The 20,635-nt window shown below is 73.6% G+C and carries 14 protein-coding genes; 11 read left to right on the forward strand and 3 right to left on the reverse strand.

Going from position 1 to position 20,635, the window contains the following annotated elements:
* Nucleotides 1-78 precede the first annotated feature (78 nt).
* The 8 genes from ACZ6AQ_RS15865 to ACZ6AQ_RS15900 all read left to right on the forward strand — a co-directional run bounded on the left by ACZ6AQ_RS15865 (nucleotide 79) and on the right by ACZ6AQ_RS15900 (nucleotide 11,287).
* Nucleotides 79-2,247 (forward strand): putative bifunctional diguanylate cyclase/phosphodiesterase, encoded by a 2,169-nt coding sequence (locus ACZ6AQ_RS15865; protein WP_468760328.1) that lies wholly within the window; start codon nucleotides 79-81, stop codon nucleotides 2,245-2,247.
* An 87-nt stretch (nucleotides 2,248-2,334) separates the two neighbouring features.
* Entirely contained in the window at nucleotides 2,335-2,631 is a 297-nt protein-coding gene (gatC, locus tag ACZ6AQ_RS15870) for an Asp-tRNA(Asn)/Glu-tRNA(Gln) amidotransferase subunit GatC (protein WP_030218541.1), read from the forward strand.
* A gap of 6 nt (nucleotides 2,632-2,637) precedes the next feature.
* On the forward strand, nucleotides 2,638-4,137 hold the full coding sequence (gene gatA / locus ACZ6AQ_RS15875) for an Asp-tRNA(Asn)/Glu-tRNA(Gln) amidotransferase subunit GatA (RefSeq protein WP_468760329.1): 1,500 nt from the start codon (nucleotides 2,638-2,640) through the stop codon (nucleotides 4,135-4,137).
* Nucleotides 4,138-4,142: 5 nt separating this feature from the next.
* Nucleotides 4,143-4,376 carry a hypothetical protein gene (locus tag ACZ6AQ_RS15880; RefSeq protein ID WP_388689367.1) on the forward strand — a complete coding sequence of 78 codons (234 nt, stop codon included), beginning with the start codon at nucleotides 4,143-4,145 and terminating at the stop codon, nucleotides 4,374-4,376.
* A gap of 16 nt (nucleotides 4,377-4,392) precedes the next feature.
* Nucleotides 4,393-5,904 (forward strand): Asp-tRNA(Asn)/Glu-tRNA(Gln) amidotransferase subunit GatB, encoded by a 1,512-nt coding sequence (gene gatB, locus ACZ6AQ_RS15885; RefSeq protein WP_468760330.1) that lies wholly within the window; start codon nucleotides 4,393-4,395, stop codon nucleotides 5,902-5,904.
* 322 nt (nucleotides 5,905-6,226) lie between these two features.
* Nucleotides 6,227-8,317 (forward strand): phosphocholine-specific phospholipase C, encoded by a 2,091-nt coding sequence (locus tag ACZ6AQ_RS15890; protein ID WP_468760331.1) that lies wholly within the window; start codon nucleotides 6,227-6,229, stop codon nucleotides 8,315-8,317.
* 185 nt (nucleotides 8,318-8,502) lie between these two features.
* The gene (locus ACZ6AQ_RS15895; protein ID WP_468760332.1) at nucleotides 8,503-10,740 is read left to right on the forward strand and encodes an MMPL family transporter; all 2,238 of its coding nucleotides are present in this window, start codon (nucleotides 8,503-8,505) and stop codon (nucleotides 10,738-10,740) included.
* Entirely contained in the window at nucleotides 10,718-11,287 is a 570-nt protein-coding gene (locus ACZ6AQ_RS15900) for a GNAT family N-acetyltransferase (RefSeq protein WP_468760333.1), read from the forward strand. The genes ACZ6AQ_RS15895 and ACZ6AQ_RS15900 overlap by 23 nt, the downstream gene beginning before the upstream one ends.
* Nucleotides 11,288-11,444: 157 nt before the next feature.
* Here ACZ6AQ_RS15900 and ACZ6AQ_RS15905 read toward each other — a convergent pair whose 3' ends face one another.
* From ACZ6AQ_RS15905 to ACZ6AQ_RS15915, 3 genes are all read right to left on the reverse strand, one after another.
* Nucleotides 11,445-11,744 (reverse strand): DUF6191 domain-containing protein, encoded by a 300-nt coding sequence (locus tag ACZ6AQ_RS15905; protein WP_468760334.1) that lies wholly within the window; start codon nucleotides 11,742-11,744, stop codon nucleotides 11,445-11,447.
* Between the two features lie 8 nt (nucleotides 11,745-11,752).
* Nucleotides 11,753-12,886 (reverse strand): PQQ-dependent sugar dehydrogenase, encoded by a 1,134-nt coding sequence (locus ACZ6AQ_RS15910; RefSeq protein ID WP_468760335.1) that lies wholly within the window; start codon nucleotides 12,884-12,886, stop codon nucleotides 11,753-11,755.
* Nucleotides 12,887-13,007: 121 nt separating this feature from the next.
* Entirely contained in the window at nucleotides 13,008-14,018 is a 1,011-nt protein-coding gene (locus tag ACZ6AQ_RS15915; protein WP_468760336.1) for an aldo/keto reductase, read from the reverse strand.
* A gap of 74 nt (nucleotides 14,019-14,092) precedes the next feature.
* On the opposite strand from ACZ6AQ_RS15915, the gene ACZ6AQ_RS15920 reads away from it, so the two are divergent.
* From ACZ6AQ_RS15920 to ACZ6AQ_RS15930, 3 genes are all read left to right on the forward strand, one after another.
* Nucleotides 14,093-15,055, forward strand: coding sequence for a 2-hydroxyacid dehydrogenase (locus ACZ6AQ_RS15920; protein WP_468760337.1), 963 nt, complete (start codon nucleotides 14,093-14,095; stop codon nucleotides 15,053-15,055).
* Nucleotides 15,056-15,674: 619 nt separating this feature from the next.
* A complete protein-coding gene (locus tag ACZ6AQ_RS15925; protein ID WP_468760465.1) occupies nucleotides 15,675-18,542 on the forward strand; it encodes a putative bifunctional diguanylate cyclase/phosphodiesterase in 2,868 nt (955 codons plus the stop codon).
* Between the two features lie 227 nt (nucleotides 18,543-18,769).
* Complete coding sequence (locus ACZ6AQ_RS15930; RefSeq protein ID WP_468760338.1) at nucleotides 18,770-20,632, forward strand: acetolactate synthase large subunit; 1,863 nt, start codon at nucleotides 18,770-18,772, stop codon at nucleotides 20,630-20,632.
* Nucleotides 20,633-20,635 lie beyond the last annotated feature (3 nt).

The raw sequence follows: 20,635 nt of genomic DNA on the forward strand, positions 1-20,635 counted from the left end.
CGTGGCACCGGGAAAGGCCGCCGGACGGCGGCCCCGCGACGGACGGCCGGACGACGGACGGCCGCCCGACGGACGGCCGTGACCCATCGCACACCGACGGCACCGCCGCCTGTGAGAGGGACGGAAATGGAACCGACCGAGAGCGCCGCCCCGGTCCCACGGCCGCACGGCCGCGCGGTCCCGCAGGGCTCCACGTCCCGGCTGCCCGCGGCCGTGGTGGGCATCGCCGCCGTCGTGCTCGCCGCGGGGCTCCAGCGGGCCCTGAGCCCCGGGCACGGACTCTTCCCCGGCGGGGTCGCCGGCTGGTCCCTCGCCCTCCTCACCGGCCTCGTCGTCGGCCACCTGGTCGCCCTCGGCCGCGACCGCTGGTGGGGCGGCACCGGCTCCGGCGCCGCCCTCACCCTCGCCGTCCTCCTGCTGTACGGCTGGGTGCCCGCCGGACTCGTCTCGCTGACCGTGGTCGTCCTCGTCGGCGCCGCCCGCCACCACCGGTGGCGCCAGAGCCTGCTGCACGCCGCCGCCGACGTCCTCGGCATCGGCGCCGCCGCCCTCGTCCTCGCCCTCTTCGGCGACGTACCGACCGTGGCGACGCCCTGGCAGCCCCTCGACTGGACGATCGGGGACCTGCCGGAAATCGTGGTCGCCGCGACCACCTACCTCGTGGTGACCCGGTCCCTCCTGTGGTACACGCTCGCCCCCCAGAAGGGCGGACTGCCCACCGTCGCCCGCACCGCCCTCCTCCGGCAGGGCCTCGTCGCCGTCGCCCTCCTCGGCATCGCCCCGCTCATCTGCGTCGTCACCGCCACCCGCCCGGTCCTGCTGCCGCTCTTCGCCGTCCCCCTCATCGCCCTCGACTCCACCCTCTGGATCGCCCGCGCCCGTGCCGAGGAGCAACTGCGCGACCCGCTGACCGGGCTGCCCAACCGCCAGTGGCTCCTGGAACGGGCCTGGACCGCCCTGGAGGACGCCGAGGGGGAGGGCGCCCGCGCCGCCCTCGTCCTCATCGACCTCGACCGCTTCCGCTCGGTCAACGACACCCTCGGGCACCTCGCCGGCGACCGGCTCCTCCTCCAGATCTCCGACCGGCTCCGGCGCGCCCTGCCCCGCGGCGCCGAGGCCGCCCGGCTCGGCGGCGACGAGTTCGCCGTCCTGCTGCCCGCCACCGACTCCACCACCAGCGCCCAGCGCGTCGCCCGCCACCTCGTCGCCGAACTCTCCTCCCCGCTCGACCTCGACGGGCTCACCCTCGTCCTGGAGGCCAGCGCCGGCGTCGCCGTCTTCCCCGACCACGCCCTCGACGCCGAGGGCCTGCTGCGCCGCGCCGACGTCGCCATGTACCAGGCCAAGCGGGACCGCACCGGCGTCGAGGTCTACGAGTCCAAGCGCGACTCCAACACCCCCGACCGGCTCGGCCTCCTCGGCGACCTGCGCCGCGCCCTCGACGCCCACGAGGTCCAGCTCCACTACCAGCCCAAGGTCCGCTTCGACGGTCAGGTCGCGGGCCTGGAGGCGCTCGTCCGCTGGGTCCACCCCGAGCGCGGAAAGGTTCCGCCGGACGAGTTCATCGCCATCGCCGAGTCCTCCGGCCTGATGCCGCACCTCACCGAGTACGTCCTGGAGACCGCCCTCGCCCAGGTCGCCCGCTGGCGCGCCCAGGGCCTCGACGTCCCGGTCGCCGTCAACGTCTCCCCGCGCGACGTCCACACCCCCGGCTTCGCGGGCGCCGTCGCCGCCCGGCTCGCCCGCCACGGCGTCCCGGCCGGCTCCCTCCAGCTGGAGATCACGGAGCACGTCCTCCTGGAGGACCCCCAGCGGGCCGCCGACACGCTCAACGCCCTCACCGGCCACGGCGTGAAGATGTCCCTCGACGACTTCGGCACCGGCTACTCCTCCCTCGTCCACCTGCGCCGGCTGCCGGTCAGCGAACTGAAGATCGACCGCTCCTTCGTCGCCCGGCTCGCGATCGACACCGAGGACGCCGAGATCGTCCGCTGCACCGTCGACCTCGCCCACTCCCTGGGCCTCCTCGTCGTCGCCGAGGGCGTCGAGGACGACGAGACCTGGGAGCGGCTGCGGGACCTGGGCTGCGACGCCGTCCAGGGCTGGCTGGTCGCCGCCGCCATGCCGCCGGACGAGGCGACCGCCTGGCTCCTGGCCCGCGGCGAGCACGGCTGGCGCCGCCCCGCCGACCTCGCGGCCCCGACCGACCTGGACCACCCTTCGGGCCAGGTCGTCCCCCGGGGCTGACGCGGCCCGGCGAAACCGTTTCACGGGCCGGGGCACCGGCCCCCTAGGATGGGCCCACACCATCAAGCTCATCCCGTGAGGAACCGCATGCCTGGCATCACGCGCGAGGAGGTCGCCCACCTCGCCCGGCTGGCGCGTCTGGAGCTGCGGAGCGAAGAACTCGATCACTTCGCCGGCCAGCTCGACGACATCATCGGCGCGGTCGCCCGCGTCTCCGAGGTCGCCGACCAAGACGTACCCCCGACCTCCCACCCGCTGCCGCTGACCAACGTCATGCGCGCGGACGAGGTCCGTCCGTCACTCACCCCCGAGCAGGCGCTCTCCGGCGCCCCGGCCCAGGAGCAGCAGCGTTTCAAGGTGCCGCAGATCCTGGGGGAGGACTAAGAAGCCATGACGGACCACACCATCATCAAGCTCACCGCGGCCGAGATCGCCGGGAAGATCGCCGCCGGCGAGCTGACCGCCGTCGAGGTCACCGAGGCCCACCTCGCCCGCATCGAGGCCGTGGACGAGAAGGTCCACGCCTTCCTGCACGTGGACCGCGAGGGCGCCCTGGCCCAGGCCCGCGCCGTGGACGAGAAGCGCGCGCGGGGCGAGAGGCTCGGCCCGCTCGCGGGCGTGCCGCTCGCGCTCAAGGACATCTTCACCACCGCCGGCATCCCGACGACCGTCGGCTCGAAGATGCTGGAGGGCTGGATCCCCCCGTACGACGCGACCCTGGTCAGGAACCTGAAGGCCGCCGACGTCGTCATCCTCGGCAAGACCAACATGGACGAGTTCGCGATGGGCTCCTCCACCGAGAACAGCGCCTACGGCCCGACCGGCAACCCCTGGGACCTCACCCGGATCCCCGGCGGCTCCGGCGGCGGTTCGTCGGCCGCCCTCGCCGCGTACGAGGCCCCCCTCGCCATCGGCACGGACACCGGCGGCTCCATCCGCCAGCCCGCCGCCGTCACCGGCACCGTCGGCGTCAAGCCGACCTACGGCGCGGTCTCCCGCTACGGCATGGTGGCCTTCTCCTCCTCCCTCGACCAGGGCGGCCCCTGCGCCCGCACGGTCCTGGACGCGGCCCTGCTGCACGAGGCGATCGCCGGGCACGACCCGCTCGACTCCACCTCCATCGACGCCCCGGTCCCGCCGGTCGTCGAGGCCGCCCGCAACGGCTCGGTCGCCGGCATGCGCGTCGGCGTCGTCAAGCAGTTCCGCGGCGAGGGCTACCAGGCCGGCGTCGTGCAGCGCTTCGACGAGTCCGTCGAGCTGCTGAAGTCGCTGGGCGCCGAGGTCGTCGAGGTGGACTGCCCGACCTTCGACCTGGCCCTCTCGGCGTACTACCTGATCGCGCCGTCCGAGTGCTCCTCCAACCTGGCCCGCTTCGACGCCATGCGCTACGGCCTGCGGGTCGGCGACGACGGCACCCGGTCCGCCGAGGACGTCACCGCCCTCACCCGCGAGGCCGGTTTCGGCGACGAGGTCAAGCGCCGGATCATCCTCGGCACGTACGCGCTCAGCTCCGGCTACTACGACGCGTACTACGGCTCCGCCCAGAAGGTCCGCACCCTCATCACCCGCGAGTTCGAGAAGGCGTTCGAGCAGGTGGACGTGATCGTCTCCCCGACGACCCCCACCACCGCCTTCGCGATCGGCGAACGTGCCGACGACCCGATGGCCATGTACCTCGCGGACCTGTGCACCATCCCGACCAACCTGGCCGGCAACGCCGCCATGTCGCTGCCCTGCGGCCTCGCGCCCGAGGACGGCCTGCCGGTCGGTCTGCAGATCATCGCCCCCGCCATGAAGGACGACCGCCTTTACAGGGTCGGCGCCGCCGTCGAGGCCGCCTTCGTGGAAAAGTGGGGACACCCGCTGCTCGAGGAGGCTCCGTCGCTGTGAGTGCCATGGCAAAGAAGGCCAAGAACTTCAAGAAGTCGAAGACCGGCGTCTACGTCTCGCTGGCGACCACCGCCTTCGGCGCCGTCAGCGTCGCCAAGCAGGCGAAGCTGGCCCGCAACGACGGCGACACCCTGCGGCTGATCGACGCCGCGGTGTCCGCCGCCGCCATCGTCACCGGCCTGGCGATCCTCTACCGGGAGCTCAAGCGCCTGGGCGACGACGACGTCCTGCTGGGCTGAGAGGGAAAGTCTCACCGTGACTGTCACTGAACTGCTGTCGTACGAAGCGGCGCTCGCCGAGTACGACCCCGTCATGGGCCTGGAGGTCCATGTCGAACTCGGCACCCGGACGAAGATGTTCTGCGGCTGCTCGACCGAGCTGGGCGCGGAGCCGAACGCGCAGACCTGCCCGACCTGCCTCGGCCTGCCCGGCTCGCTCCCGGTCGTCAACGCGATCGGCGTCGAGTCCGCGATCAAGATCGGCCTCGCGCTGAACTGCGAGATCGCCGAGTGGTGCCGCTTCGCCCGGAAGAACTACTTCTATCCGGACATGCCGAAGAACTTCCAGACCTCCCAGTACGACGAGCCGATCGCCTTCAACGGCTATCTGGACGTCCAGCTGGAGGACGGCGAGGTCTTCCGCGTGGAGATCGAGCGCGCCCACATGGAGGAGGACACCGGCAAGTCCACCCACATCGGCGGCGCGACGGGCCGCATCCACGGCGCCTCGCACTCGCTGCTCGACTACAACCGGGCCGGCATCCCGCTCATCGAGATCGTCACCAAGCCCATCGAGGGCGCGGGCGAGCGGGCCCCCGAGGTCGCCAAGGCGTACGTCGCCGAGCTGCGCGAGCTGATCCGCGCCCTGGGCGTCTCCGAGGCGCGCATGGACAAGGGCCAGATGCGCTGCGACGTGAACCTGTCGCTGCGCCCGCACGGCACGAAGACCTTCGGCACCCGCTCGGAGACGAAGAACGTCAACTCGCTCCGTTCGGTGGAGCGCGCGGCGCGCTTCGAGATCCAGCGCCACGCGGCCGTCCTGTCCTCCGGCGGGACGATCGTGCAGGAGACCCGCCACTTCCACGAGGACGACGGCACCACGACCTCCGGCCGCATCAAGGACAACGCCGAGGACTACCGCTACTTCCCCGAGCCGGACCTGGTGCCGGTGGCCCCCTCCCGCGCGTGGGTCGAGGAGCTGCGGAAGGGCCTGCCCGAGCTGCCGCGCGTGCGCCGCAACCGGCTGCGCGAGGAGTGGGGCGTCTCCGAGGTGGAGATGCAGGCCATCCTCAACGCGGGTGCGGTCGACGCGATCGTCGCCACGGCCGAGGCGGGCGCGGACGCGGCCTCGGCCCGCAAGTGGTGGATGGGCGAGCTGGCCCGCAACGCCAACGAGCGGGGCGTCTCCCTGGAGGAGCTGCCGATCACCCCGGCGGACGTGGCCCGGGTCTCGGCCCTGGTGGCCTCCGGCGACCTCAACGACAAGCTGGCCCGCCAGGTCATCGAGGGCGTCCTCGCCGGCGAGGGCACCCCGGACGAGGTCGTCGAGAAGCGCGGTCTGAAGGTCGTCTCCGACGACGGCGCGCTCGGCGCGGCGGTCGAGGAGGCCATCGCGGGCAACGCGGCGATCGCGGACAAGATCCGCGGCGGCAAGGTCGCGGCGGTCGGCGCCCTGGTCGGCGCGGTCATGAAGGCCACCCGGGGCCAGGCGGACGCGGCGAGGGTCAAGGACCTGATCCTGGAGAAGCTGGGCGTCTCCGAGGGCTGATCCCCTTCTCGTACGGCCGCGGGGCGGCGTTCCGGTGCGACGGCACCGGGGCGCCGCCCCTCGGCGTTCCGCACCCTGCCCCGTTCCGTCCCGCTCTGCCCCGTTCCGTCCCGCCCCATTCCGGCGGGCGGTCCGCCCGTTCCGCGCGGTCCGGCGGGGTCCCCGATGGCCTGAAATCGTTTGGACTTCTGTCCTGTTCCCTTGGACGTTCACGGGAAGGCCCCCGCCGGGTCTTCTCGTCGTCACCCCGTCTCACTACCGTCCCGGGCGAACCACCCAATGGCTCGAAGGAGAACCATTGGCCGTCGACTGGAGGTCGGTCTTGTCGTCCGAGATGTCCCGCAGAAGGCTCTTCGCACTGGGCGGAGGCGCCCTGGGTGCCGCCGCGGCCGGATCGCTGCTGCCGCCGTCGCTGCAGGCCGCGATGGCCGCGGAGCCCCCGTCCGGAGGGCTTTCGGCGGTCCGGCACGTCGTGATCCTGATGCAGGAGAACCGTTCCTTCGACCACTACTTCGGCACCCTCCGCGGCGTCCGCGGATTCGGCGACCGGAACGCCGTCGAACTCCCCTCCGGCAGGCCGGTCTTCGAGCAGCCCGCCGGGACCGGCAGGACCGTGCTCCCCTTCCCGATCCGGGACGCCGCCGAGACCCAGAAGAAGGACCTCCAGTACATCGGGGACCTCGACCACTCCTGGAGCGGCGGCGCCAAGGCGTGGCGCGGCGGCTGGATGGACGGCTGGGTCACCGCCAAGACCGCCGCCACCATGGCGTACTACGACCGCCGGGACATCCCCCTGCACTACGAGCTCGCCGACACCTTCACCGTCTGCGACGCCTACCACTCGTCGATCCACACCTCGACCAGCCCCAACCGCAACCACCTCTGGTCCGGCTGGACCGGCTACGAGGCCGACGGCAGCCGGGCCGTGAGCAACGCCGCCTACGCCGAGGCCACCCACCCCGGCTACGGCTGGTCCACCTACGCCGAACGGCTCGAAGCCGCCGGACGCAGCTGGAAGACGTACACCGAGTGGGAGAACTTCACCGACAACAACATCGAGTTCTTCACCACCTTCAAGAAGATCGCCCGCAAGGCACTCGCCCGCACCGGCGGCCACACCTTCATGGAGTCCTTCTACGCCGCCGTCCGCGACACGGAGGACCCCGCCGAGCGGACCCGGCTCCTCGGCCTGCTCGACGAGGGCGTCGCGGAACTCACGAAGGCCGAGCGCTCCCTCTTCGAACGCGGCCTGCGCCGCGTCGAGAGCGGCACCCTCGCCGACGCCTTCCGCGCCGACGTCGCCGCCGGGACCCTGCCCGAGGTCTCGTACCTCGTGCCCTCCGCGATCGACTCCGAGCACCCCGGCTCCTCCTCCCCGATCGCCTCCGCCACCCTCGTCTACAAGGTGCTCGATGCCCTCGGCTCCCACCCCGACGTCTGGCGCCACACCGTCGTCCTGATCAACTACGACGAGAACGACGGCTTCTTCGACCACGTCCCGCCGCCCGTCCCGCCCGCCGACGACCCGGACGAGCGCTGGAAGGGACAGCCCACCGGCCTCGGCATCCGCGTCCCGCTGCTCGTCGTCTCCCCCTGGTCGGTCGGCGGCTACGTCTGCTCCGAGACCTTCGACCACACCTCCGTGATCCGCTTCCTGGAGAAGCTCACCGGCGTCCGCGAGCCCAACATCACCCCCTGGCGCCGGACCGTCACCGGCGACCTCACCTCCGCCTTCGACTTCCGGCGGAGCCGCCGGCAGCCCGAGGTCGAGCGGCCCGGCCCGGTTCCGCCGTTCACCGGCCGCTGGCGGCCCCAGCCCCCGGCCGTGCAGCGGATGCCCGTCCAGGAGCCCGGTGTCCGTCCCGCCCGCCCCCTGCCGTACCAGCCGGACGCCGACGCCACCGTCCGCGCCGGTTCCGTACGGGTCGCGCTCAGCAACGGGGGCAGGGCGAGCGCGCACTTCGCCCTCTATCCGTACGCGGGCGAGTTCGACGTCCCGCAGCACCGGGACGTCCGGGGCACGGGGGAGTGGACCGTCCCCGTACCCGGCGACCGCTACCGCTTCACGATCACCGGCCCCAACGGCTTCCGCCGGGAGTTCGAGGGGCCCGCGACGGGCGGCGCCGAGCTGGCCACCCGGATCGACCACCGCGACCGCGACCTGCACCTCACCGTGCGGAACACCGGCTCCGCGCCGCTCTCCTTCACGGTCCGGCCGCTCGGGTACGTGGACGAGGAGGACCTCGCGGACTGGACCCGCACCGTCACCGTGAAGCCCGGGAAGACCCGCACCGTCGTCCACTCGGCCGCCGACGCGCACGGCTGGTACGACGTCGAGGTGACCGCCCCCGGAGGCTTCCGCCGCCGGGTCATGGGCCACATCGAGAACGGCCGCGCCAGCGTCTCCGGCTGAGCGCGCGGCGAACCGGGGCGCGGGGCGCGGGCCCCCGCGTCCCGGTGGACGCCACACCCCTGTGACCATCGACACGAAAGGGACAAACGATCACGTTTGGCTGCGAGAGTGAGCGCACGTAGGTCACGCGTTCTTTTCGGGCCGTTCCCGGGAAAGATCCACGAACCACCCAGGGAGCACGTCCTTTGGCAGCCATCGCCCGGTGGTGCGTCCGGCACCGCCTCCTCGCCGTCCTCCTCTGGCTCCTCGCCCTCGGCGGGACCGGCACCGGGGCGCTCCTCGCGGGAAACGCCTACTCCAACGACTACGAGGCCGCCGGCACCGAGTCCGGCCGCGCCACCGCCCTCCTCGACCGGGGCTTCCACGGCCTCGGCGGCGACAGCGACACCATCGTCTGGCACAGCGACCGGGGCAGCGTCCGCGCCGACGCCGTCCGGGAGCGCACGACCGCCATGCTCCGCGAGGTCGCGGAGCTGCCCGGCGTCGCCGCCGTGACCTCCCCCTACGAGGACGCGGCGGGACGGATCAGCGAGGACGGGCGCACCGCCTACGCCACCGTCACCTTCGCCGAACAGGCGGACGACATCCCCGAGGCGCAGGCAGAGGCCCTCGTCGACACCGCCAGGGTCGCCGCGACCGACGGCCTCCGGGTCGAGCTGGGCGGCTCCGCCGTCGCCCTCACCGAAGCCCCCGGCGGCCACGTCGCCGAGGTCGTCGGCGTCGCCGTCGCGGCCGTCGTCCTCTTCCTCGCCTTCGGCTCGCTCGCCGCCTCCGCGCTCCCCATCGCCACCGCGCTCGTCGGCGTCGGCATCGCGTACTCCGGGATCGTGCTGCTCGGCCACCTGATGACCGTCGCGGACTTCGCCCCCATGCTCGGCATGCTCGTGGGCCTCGGCGTCGGCATCGACTACGCGCTCTTCATCGTCACCCGGCACCGCAAGGGCCTCAAACGCGGCCTGTCCGTCGCCGAGGCCGCCGAGACCGCCGTCGCCACCACCGGCCGCGCCGTCGTCTTCGCCGGGGCCACCGTCTGCATCGCCCTGCTCGGCATGCTGATCCTGCGGCTGGACTTCCTCAACGGCGTCGCCGTCGCCGCCTCCCTCACCGTCGTCCTCACGGTCGCCGCCTCCGTCACCCTCCTCCCGGCCCTGCTCTCCCTGATCGGCCCGCGCGCGCTGTCCCGGCGCGAACGCCGCACGCTCGCCGAACACGGACCGCGGCCCGAACTCCCCACCGGGTTCGCCGCCCGCTGGTCCGCCTTCGTCGAGCGGCACCCCAAGCGCCTCGGAGCCGCCGCCGTCGTCGTCATGGCGGTCCTGGCGCTGCCCGCGCTCTCGCTCCACCTGGGCACCTCCGACCAGGGCAACGGCCCGGCGAGTGCGACCACCCGCAAGGCGTACGACCTGCTCGCCGACGGCTTCGGGCCCGGCGTCAACGGCCCCCTCACCCTCGTCGCCGCCCTCGACGGCGCCGACGACCGGGTCGCCCTCGACCAGTTGCCGGCCGCGCTCCGCGCGACCCGGGGCGTCGCGGACGTCTCCCCGATCGCCTACAACGGCCCCGGCGACACCGCCGTCCTCACCGTCGTCCCCGACTCCTCGCCGCAGTCGAGGGCGACCAGCGAACTGGTCGACCGGCTGCGCCGGGACGTCCTGCCGAGGGCGGAGGCGGGCACCTCCCTCGACGTGAACGTGGGCGGAGTCACCGCCTCCTACGACGACTTCGCCGAGATCATCGTCGGCAAGCTGCCGCTCTTCGTCGGCGTCGTCATCGCCCTCGGCTGCCTGCTGCTCCTGCTCGCCTTCCGCTCGGTCGGCATCCCGCTCAAGGCGGCCGTCATGAACGTCATGGCCGTCGCCGGGGCCTTCGGCGTCGTCGTGACGGTCTTCCAGTGGGGCTGGGGCAGCGAACTCCTCGGCCTCGGCAGCGCAGGACCGATCGAACCCTTCCTCCCCGTGATCATGGTCTCCGTCCTCTTCGGACTCTCCATGGACTACCAGGTCTTCCTGGTCAGCCGGATGTACGAGGAGTGGCTGGAGACCGGCGACAACCGGCGGGCGGTCCGGGTCGGCCTCGCCGAGACCAGCCGGGTGATCAACTCCGCCGCCGTCATCATGATCTCCGTCTTCCTGGCGTTCGTCCTCAGCGGCGACCGGGTGGTCGCGATGTTCGGCATCGCGCTCGCCGCCGCCGTCGCCCTCGACGCCTTCGTGCTCCGCACCCTCCTCGTCCCCGCCCTCATGCACCTGCTCGGCGGCGCCAACTGGTGGCTGCCGAAGCGGCTCGACCGCCTGCTGCCCCGGATCAGCGTCGAACCGCCGGAGTGCCGGGCCGCCGCCGGCGCGCGTGCGAAGATCCCGGTGCGGCACATGACGGTCCCGGACACGGAGGAGAACGAGGATGTTCGCGATATCGCTGGGTGACGACGGCGCCGAGCTGCGGCCCCTGGAACCCTGGCGGGCCGAGGAGTTCCTGGCCCACATGGACCGGGGCCGGGAGTACATCGGGCAGCACGTCGGGCTGCCGGACGTCGTCACGGACCTGGACTCCGCCCGCTCCTTCCTCCGCGCGTACGCCGAGAAGGCCGCGAACGACGCGGGCCGGATCTACGGCATCTGGACCGGGGGCACCCTCGTCGGCGGCGTCATGTTCCGGACCATGGACGTGACGCACGGCACCGCCGAGGCGGGCTGCTGGCTGGAGCCCGCCGCCGCCGGGAAGGGCCTGGTCACCCGGGCCTGCCGGGTGATCATCGACTGGGCGGTGGAGGAGCGCGGCATCCACCGCGTCGAGTGGTACGCCTCCACGAAGAACGGGCCGAGCACCGCCGTCGCCCGCCGCCTCGGGATGACGAGGGAGGGCGTCCTGCGCGAGAACTACCCGTACCGGGGCACGCGCACGGACACGGAGATCTGGTCGGTCCTGGCCCCGGAGTGGCGCGCGGCGAAGGCGGAGCGGGCGGGGGAGTAGCCCGGCGGGCACCCGCCGCCCGGCCCGGGGCGGGGAGTGGCCCGGCGGCACCCACCGGCCGGTTCCCCACGGGACGGTCCGGCGCGCACCGGCCCGCAGCCCCCTCGCGGGGCCGGGCGCGCCCGGCCCGGCCGTACGACGCGGCTCCGCCCGCTCCTCATCCGCCGGCCCTCCCGTCACCGTCCCCGTGCGCCTCTTCCGGCTGCCCGGTGCCGTCCCCGCCCCCCGGCCGCTCCGCGCCGTCCCCGCGGCCGTGCTCCGGCCGTCCGTCGGCGTCCCCCCGCGTCCCCGCCCGGGGCACCCGTATCGTCACCCGCCCCGACCGCAGGTCTATCGGGCCCCGGCCCGGGTCCGCGTCCCCCGCGTCCTCCCGGGTCAGGGCGAGCCTCCGCCGCTCCTCCTCGGTGTGCTGCCGGCCGGGTGCGAACAGCTCCGCCATGGGACCGAACACGGCCACCGCCCTTCTCACTCCACCCGGAGGCGGAGAATCCTGTCGTCACCGGGCCCGGGCGTCCCCCGGGTGTCGGTCTCGCCGGTCACCAGCCAGAGCCGGTCGCCGCCCGCCGCGAGGACGGTCCGCAGGCGGCCGTACTCACCCTCCAGGAACGCCCGGGGCTCCCCGGAACGTTCCTCGCCGGAGAGCGGGACCCGCCACAGCCGCTCGCCCCTGAGCCCGGCCAGCCAGATCGCGCCCCGCGCGTACGCGATCCCGCTCGGGGACGCCTCCGAGGTCGGCCACTGGGCCACCGGGTCCACGAACCCCTTCCTCCCGGCCCGTCCCTCGGCCTCCGGCCAGCCGTAGTTCCGCCCGGCCCCGATCAGGTTCAGCTCGTCCCAGGCGTTCTGGCCGAACTCGGCCGCCCACAGCCGCCCGTCCGCGTCCCAGGCCAGGCCCTGCACGTTGCGGTGCCCGTAGGAGTAGACGACCGAGCCCGGGAAGGGATTGCCCGGCGCCGGAGCGCCCTCCGGCGTCATCCGCAGGATCTTCCCGCCCAGCGACCCCCGGTCCTGCGCCAGACCGGTCCGCCCGGTCTCGCCCGTCCCCGCGTACAGCATCCCGTCCGGCCCGAACGCGATCCGCCCGCCGTTGTGCGTGAACCCCTTGGGGATGCCGGTCAGGACCGGCTCCGGCGGGCCGAGCCGGTCGCCGGACGCGCCCCCGTACCGCATGCGCACGATCCGGTTGTCCGAGGCGGCCGTCAGGTACGCGTACACCCGGCCGTCCCGGACGGCCAGGCCCAGCAGCCCGCCCTCGCCGCCCGGCACGACCCCCGGCACCTCGCCGAGGGACGTCTTCCCGCCGGTCCGCCCGTCGATCCGGGTCACCGTCCCCCCGTCCCGCGACGAGACCAGCAGATCGCCCCCGGGCAGCGCGGCGAGCCCCCAGGGCGACTCCAGGCCCTCGGTGAGCGTCCCCGCCACCGTCACCCGGCCGGCCGGGGGCGCGGCGGTGCCGGGGGAGACGGGGGCGGAGGAGGGGGCCCGCGTCGGCGGGGCCGCGCCCGGCCGCTCCTCCGCGCCTCCCGGGGAGCAGCCCGCTGCCAGGACCAGCACGGTGGCGGCGGAGGCCAGGGCCTTCACGACAGCAGGACGGTTCATCGGCACGGTCCCTTCGACGGGTCGGACGGCGGCACCACCGCTCCGCGGCGGCGCCCCACCCGACGGCGGCGTCCCCACCCGTGTGAACACCGCCCGCCCCGGAGTGGTTCCCGCCGGGCGCTCAGTCCCAGGATCCCCGGGCGGCCGGGAGCGCCGCGATCTCCGCCAGGTCCTCCGGCGTCAGCCGCAGCGAGGCCGCCCCCGCGTTCTCCACCGCCCACCGTTCCCGCTTCGTCCCCGGCACCGGCACGACGTGCGGACCCCGGCCGAGGACCCAGGCGAGCGCCACCTGGGCCGGGGTGACGTCCGGCCCGTGCCGCGCGGCCACCCGCCGCAGCCCCGCCACGAGCGGCTGGTTCGCCGCCATCATCTCCGCCGTGAACCGGGGGTGCCGGGCGCGCGGATCGTCCGGTTCGAAACCGCCGCCCGGGGTCAGCGTCCCGGTCAGGAAACCGCTCCCCAGCGGCATCGCCGCCAGGAAGCCGACGCCCCGGGCGGCGCACCAGGGCAGGAGCCGGACCAGGGCCTCCTGCGACCACACCGACAGCTCGGCCTCCACCGCCGCCACCGGGAAGACCTGCTGGACGCGCTCCAGTTGCCGGATCGTTCCCTCGTAGCCCTCGCGGTCCGCGCCGGCCGCGCCCCGGCGCGCGGTCCGGGCACCGACGGCGCACAGGCCGAGCGCCCGCACCTTGCCCGCCGACACCAGCTCGGCCATCGCGCCCCAGGTCTCCTCGACCGGCACCTCCGGGTCCGCCCGGTGCAGCTGGTACAGGTCGATGACGTCGGTCTGGAGCCGCCGCAGCGAGGCGTCGCAGGCCCGGCGCACGTACCCCGGGCGCCCGTTGGCGACCACGTGCTGGTCGCCGACGAGCAGCCCGCACTTCGTCGAGACGAAGGCGTCGGCCCGGCGCTCCTTCAACACCCGCCCCAGCAGAAGCTCGTTGGTGAACGGGCCGTACATGTCCGCGGTGTCCAGCAGGCTCGTCCCGGCGTCCAGGGCCGCGTGCACGGTCCGCAGCGCGCGGTCCCCCCGCTGCTGCGAGCGGCTGTACGCCCAGTTCATCGGCATGCACCCCAGGCCGATCGCGCCCACGTCGAGCGCCGTCGCCCCGATAGTCCTGCGCTCCACCTGCCGGTACCCCTCCCTGTGCCGCCCCCAAAGTAACCAATGACGCACGGGATTCTTCGCATAGCCTCCCGGACATGAGATGCGAAGACACGACCGCTGACGTGTGGCTTCCGATTCCCGCGGACGAGATCGAGGGTCTCCCCGCACCGGACGGGTCGGGCCTGAACTACCTTTTCTGGGACGGCGGACCGGAGTTCCCCGCCGATCCGGCGCGCTGCGCCTTCTACGTCGTCCCGTACATGAAGGGGCCGGAGATCGCCGTCCGGCCGCTGGCCGGGATGGACGCGGTCCGGGTGGTGCAGACCCTGTCGGCGGGCATCGACCACGTCACCCCCGGCATCGGGTCGCTGCGGCCGGGAGTGGCCCTGTGCAACGCGAAGGGCGTGCACGAGGCCAGCACCGCCGAACTCGCCCTCGCCCTGATCCTGGCCTCGCTGCGCGGCCTCCCCGGCTTCGTGCGCGGCCAGGACGCCGAGGAGTGGCGGGCCGGTTTCTACCCGGCGCTCGCCGACAAGTCCGTCCTGATCGTCGGGTACGGCTCGATCGGCGCCGCCGTCGAGGACCGGCTCGCCCCCTTCGAGTGCGCACGGGTGGCGCGCGTCGCACGCTCCGCGCGCACCGCGGAGCGCGGCGAGGTGCACGCCCTGGCCGACCTGCCCGCGCTCCTCCCGGAGGCGGACGTGGTCGTGCTCACCACTCCGCTCACCCCCGAGACCCGGCACCTCGCCGACGCCGGGTTCCTCGCCCGGATGAAGGACGGGGCGCTCCTCGTGAACGTCGCCCGCGGCCCGGTCGTCGACACGGCCGCCCTGCTGGCGGAGGCCGGAAGCGGCAGGATCACGGCGGCGCTCGACGTGACCGACCCGGAGCCGCTGCCGGCCGGGCACCCGCTGTGGCACGCCCCCGGCGTCCTGATCAGTCCCCACGTGGGGGGCTCCACCTCGGCCTTCATGCCCCGGGCGAAGCGGCTGATCGCGGCGCAGCTGCGGCGGTTCGCGGCCGGTGAGGAGCTCGCCAACGTCCTCCTCACCACCTGAGGACCGTCCGGCGCGCCGGGGCGCGGGGCCCGGCCCCGGCGCGCGCCCCCGGAAGCCCCGCCGGCGGTTCCTCCCCTCCGGGGATACGGCCTTCCGGGTGATCCCGCCGCACCGGACGGAACCGGCGCTCCGGGCGGAGCCGTCCTCCGGACGTGTCCCGGTCCGTACCGCACGTCACCCCCGGTAGTCACGGAGAGTACTCTGACCCTGTCCCTGCGTGACCAACCTGGTGTATCGTCCCGGACCGGGGGACTGCGTCGAGTACGGGCTGACGCCGGGGAGCGAAGTGACGGGCCATCAGATTCCGAGGGGGGCCACGGGTGGAGCACGGCCGAAAGACCGGCGATCCGGCACGGCGGCGCCGTCGTCCGGAGACCTTCAGCACCTCGCCGCCGGCCTCGTGCGCCCGGTGCCGGACCAGGCGGCGCCGCACCGCGCGCCAGACTCCCCGGAGCCGCCGCACACCGGAGGGGGCGCCGTGGCCGCCGGTCTCGCACACCCGGACCGCGTCGCCGCCGGCCCCCGCGGCCGCGACGGGCACGCCCCCGGAGGCACCGGCGAGCCGCCGGCCCGGCCGCACGGCACGGCCGACTGCGCCGGCGCGGCACCGGAGCTCCCGGTGAACGCGCCCGGGGCCGTCCTCGCCCGCCGCCCCGCCGGCGGCGACCCCGGGACCCGGGGGCCCGACCGCCCCGGCACCGGGACGATCGCCGCCCAGGTCTCCCTGGGGCTGCTCTGCGCGGGCTACACGACCGGCGCCTCCCTCGGCTGGGGCTCACCGGAACTCGCGCTCTTCATGGGTGACTTCGGGCTGAGCGCCGCCGCCCTGACCGCCGCGGTCTCCTGCTTCCTCTACGCCCGCGCCCGACGGGGCAGCACCCGTCCGGCCTGGCTGCTCTTCGCCTTCTCCTCGCTCATGGCCGCCCTCGGGAACGCGGTGTGGGGCTGGTACGAGTTCGTCCTCCGCGTCGAGGTGCCGGACTTCTCGGTCGCCAACCTCTTCTTCCTGCTCTTCGCGCCGCCCGCCGTCGTCGGCCTCCTCGTCCTCGCCAAGAGACCCGCCAACCGGGCCGGCTGGCTCTGCCTGGCGCTCGACACCTGGCTCATCGGCGGCTCCCTGCTCACGCTCTCCTGGAGCCTGGCCCTCGCCCGCACCACCCACGTCGAGGGCGAGTCCGTGGCACGGGCGGCGCTCTCGCTCGCGTACCCCCTGCTCGACATCGTCCTCGTGAGCATGGTGCTCGTCCTGCACTTCCGGCGTTCGCAGACGAACCGCTCCGCGACCAACACCGCGATCGCCGCCCTCGCCCTCACCGTCCTGTGCGACGCCCTCTTCACCTCGCCCCTGCTCCGCGAGAACTACGCCTCGGGCCAGCTCCTCGACGCCGGCTGGTTCGCCGGCTCCCTGCTGCTCGCCTACGCGCCCTGGGGCGCGCGCCGCCTCCCGGCCGGCGCGGACGCCGCGGACGGACCGGAGCTGCCCGGCCGCCCGGTCGCCGGCTCGCTCGCCGCGCTCACCCCGTACCTCGCCGCCGCCGTCTGCACCCTCGGCATCCTCTACAACGTGGTCGAGGGGCGCCGGGTCGACCGCGTCGTCGTCCTCACCGGCTGCACGGTGGTCCTCGCCCTCGTCGTGCGCCAGGGCATCATGCTCCTCGACAACATCGCCCTCACCCACGAACTGGCCCACAAGGAGAACCACTTCCGGTCCCTCGTGCAGGGCTCCAGCGACGTCATCATGATCGCCGCGCCCAACGGGACGCTCCACTACGTCAGCCCGGCCGCCTCCGGCGTGTACGGGCGGGACGCCGAGGAGCTCGTCGGCACCGAACTCGCCGCCCTCATCCACCCCGACGACCTCGGCGCCGTCGTCCACGAGGTGCGGCGGTTCCTGGCCGCCCCGCCCGCCGAGGAGCCCACCACCCGGATCGAGTGCCGCTTCCGCTCGGGCCACGGGAGCGCCTCCCGTCCGGGCGAGGCCGGGGGCGGGGAGGACTGGCTCCACGTGGAGTCGACCGTCAACCGGCACCACGGCGGCCTGATCTTCAACAGCCGGGACGTCACCGAGCGCGTACGGCTCCAGGCGCAGCTGCAGCACAACGCCGAGCACGACCCGCTCACCGACCTGCCCAACCGGGCCCTCTTCACCCGGCGGGTCCGCCAGGCGCTCGGCGGCCGGCGCTCCTCCGACCCCGGTGCCGCCGTGCTCTTCATCGACCTCGACGGCTTCAAGGCGGTCAACGACCGCCTCGGCCACCAGGCCGGGGACGACCTCCTGATCCAGGCCGCCCGCCGTCTCCAGGACTCCGTACGGGCCGGGGACACCGCCGCCCGGCTCGGCGGCGACGAGTTCGCCGCCCTCATCCTCGGCGACGGCGGCCACGACCCGTCGGCCCGCCGCGGCCAGGTCCAGGAGATCGCCGACCGGCTCCGCCTCACCCTCTCCCGGCCCTACCGCCTGGACGGGGGCCAGGAGGTGCGGGTCGCCGCCTCCATCGGGGTCGCCTTCGCCGAACCGGGCATCGAGGCCGGCGACCTCCTGCGCAACGCCGACCTCGCCATGTACCGGGCCAAGGCCGGCGGCAAGAACCGCGTCGAGCTCTACGTCCCCCAGATGCAGGACGAGGTCGTCCGGCGGACGGAGCTGGCCGCCCGGCTGCGCACGGCCCTCCACGACGGCGAGTTCGCCCTGCTCCACCAGCCGGTCGTCGATCTCGCGACCGGCCGGGTCGCGGCCGTCAGCGCCCAGGCCCGCTGGCGTTCCGCCCAGGGCATCCTCTTCACCCCCGCCGAGTACCTCCGGGTCACCGACGACGGCGAGCGCACCGCGGAGCTGGGGCGCTGGCTCCTGGAGGAGGCCGTGGAACAGGCCGCCGAACGGGCGGGAATCGGCCATCGCACCCCCGTCGCCATCCGCCTCTCCGCCCGCCGCCTCCTGGACCGCTCCCTGCCGCTCGGATCGATCGAGTCCCTGCTGACCCGGCACGGGCTGCCGTCCGGCTCGCTCATCGTCGAGCTGGCCGACAACGACCCCCGGATTCCGCTGGACGAGCTGGAACGGCGCCTGGTCGCCCTGCGCAGACTCGGCGTGCGGATCGCGCTCGACGGCTTCGGCAGCGGCCACGTGGCCGTCGACGCCCTGCGGCGGCTCCCCGCGGACATGCTGAAGCTGGACCGGGTGCTGGTCGAGGGCGTGGTCGAGTCCGCCCGGCTCCGCAAGATCACCCGCGGGGTGCTCCGCATCGCCCGCGACCTCGGGATGCGGACCGTCGCCGACGGCGTCGACGTACCGGAGCAGGTCGTCGCCCTGCGCGCCATGGGCTGCAGCCACGCCCAGGGCATGGCCTTCTCGGGCCCGCTGGACGAGTACCGGCTGCGCAGGGCGCTCGTCCGGGACGAGTACCCGCTGCCCGGGGCGATCCCCGTCCCTGTCGGAAACCGGCCCCCGATGCGCCCACATGATGAGACGCCCGTCCCACCCACTTGACAGTGAAGAGGGGTGGGGGAGAGGGTCAGTGCCATGCGCACCCGAATTCTCGTACTTGGAAAGCGCGTCGGCTGAAGCAGGGGCATCGTAGGCCCGGCTTAGAACGCACCCGACGCGCTCCCCTCGCTTGCCTCACGGCACGAGGGGTTTTTTGTTGCACCGGCTCACCCCGAAGTCGCCGCAAAACCTCGCAAAACACTCGCACAAACCCTCTGCCTCGAGAAGAGATGCTGATGACCGAGCAGGCCACCGGGCACCATCCGCAGCCGCGGCCCCGTAACGGCGCGCTGCCCACCGCCGTCGAGCACGTCACGGGCGCGCAGTCCCTCATCCGTTCTCTCGAGGAAGTGGGCGTCGACACCGTCTTCGGCATCCCCGGCGGCGCCATCCTCCCCGCCTACGACCCGATGATGGACTCGCGGAGGGTGCGCCACATCCTGGTCCGCCACGAGCAGGGCGCGGGCCACGCGGCCACCGGCTACGCCCAGGCGACCGGCAAGGTCGGCGTCTGCATGGCGACCTCGGGGCCCGGTGCGACGAACCTGGTCACCCCCATCGCGGACGCGCACATGGACTCCGTCCCGCTCGTCGCGATCACCGGTCAGGTCGCCTCCAAGGCCATCGGCACGGACGCCTTCCAGGAGGCGGACATCTGCGGCATCACGATGCCGATCACCAAGCACAACTTCCTGGTCACCAAGGCCGAGGACATCCCGCGGACGATCGCCGAGGCGTTCCACATCGCCTCCACCGGCCGTCCGGGCCCGGTCCTGGTCGACATCGCCAAGGACGCCCTCCAGGCGAAGACCACCTTCAGCTGGCCGCCCCAGGCCGACCTGCCCGGCTACCGCCCGGTCACCAAGCCGCACGCCAAGCAGATCCGCGAGGCCGCCAAGCTGATCAGCGCCGCCAAGCGGCCCGTCCTGTACGTCGGCGGCGGCGTCATCAAGGCCGGCGCCACCGCCGAGCTGAAGATCCTCGCCGAACTCACCGGCGCCCCGGTCACCACCACCCTGATGGCGCTCGGCGCCTTCCCCGACAGCCACCCGCTGCACGTGGGGATGCCGGGCATGCACGGCTCGGTCACCGCCGTCACCGCGCTGCAGAAGGCCGACCTGATCGTCGCCCTCGGCGCCCGGTTCGACGACCGCGTCACCGGCAAGCTCGACAGCTTCGCCCCGTACGCCAAGATCGTCCACGCGGACATCGACCCGGCCGAGATCGGCAAGAACCGCACCGCCGACGTGCCGATCGTCGGCGACGCCCGCGAGGTCATCGCCGACCTGGTCCAGGCCGTCCAGGCCGAGCACGGCGAGGGCAACAAGGGCGAGGCCGCCCGAACGGGATACGCGGACTGGTGGAGCGACCTGAACCGCTGGCGCGAGACCTACCCGCTCGGCTACGACCTGCCGGAGGACGGCAGCCTCTCGCCGCAGCAGGTCATCCAGCGCATCGGACAGCTCGCCCCCGAGGGCACGATCTTCGCCGCGGGCGTCGGCCAGCACCAGATGTGGGCCGCCCACTTCATCGACTACGAGCAGCCCGCCACCTGGCTCAACTCCGGCGGCGCCGGGACGATGGGGTACGCGGTCCCCGCCGCGATGGGCGCCAAGGCCGGTCTGCCCGACCGTCCGGTCTGGGCCATCGACGGCGACGGCTGCTTCCAGATGACCAATCAGGAGCTGACCACCTGCGCCCTGAACAACATCCCGATCAAGGTCGCCATCATCAACAACGGCGCCCTCGGGATGGTCCGCCAGTGGCAGACCCTCTTCTACAACCAGCGCTACTCCAACACCGTCCTGCACTCCGGTCCGGACGACCTGAAGGCGAACAGGGGCACCCGCGTCCCCGACTTCGTCAAGCTCTCCGAGGCCATGGGCTGTGTCGCCCTGCGCTGTGAGGACCCGGCCGACCTGGACAAGGTCATCGCCGAGGCCAACGCCATCAACGACCGCCCGGTCGTGGTCGACTTCATCGTCCACGAGGACGCCCAGGTCTGGCCGATGGTCGCCGCCGGCACCTCCAACGACGAGGTCATGGCGGCCCGGGGCGTCCGTCCCGACTTCGGCGACGGCGAAGACGACTGAGCA

Source organism: Streptomyces sp. NPDC041191 (genome assembly GCF_055591945.1).

Coding starts and splice junctions, on each gene's coding strand:
- ACZ6AQ_RS15910 (WP_468760335.1), bottom strand. CDS start 12,886: ATGAACCGTCCTGCTGTCGTGAAGGCCCTGGCCTCCGCCGCCACCGTG.
- ACZ6AQ_RS15880 (WP_388689367.1), top strand. CDS start 4,143: ATGGCAAAGAAGGCCAAGAACTTCAAGAAGTCGAAGACCGGCGTCTAC.
- ACZ6AQ_RS15920 (WP_468760337.1), top strand. CDS start 14,093: ATGAGATGCGAAGACACGACCGCTGACGTGTGGCTTCCGATTCCCGCG.
- ACZ6AQ_RS15930 (WP_468760338.1), top strand. CDS start 18,770: ATGCTGATGACCGAGCAGGCCACCGGGCACCATCCGCAGCCGCGGCCC.
- gatC (WP_030218541.1), top strand. CDS start 2,335: ATGCCTGGCATCACGCGCGAGGAGGTCGCCCACCTCGCCCGGCTGGCG.
- gatA (WP_468760329.1), top strand. CDS start 2,638: ATGACGGACCACACCATCATCAAGCTCACCGCGGCCGAGATCGCCGGG.
- ACZ6AQ_RS15900 (WP_468760333.1), top strand. CDS start 10,718: ATGTTCGCGATATCGCTGGGTGACGACGGCGCCGAGCTGCGGCCCCTG.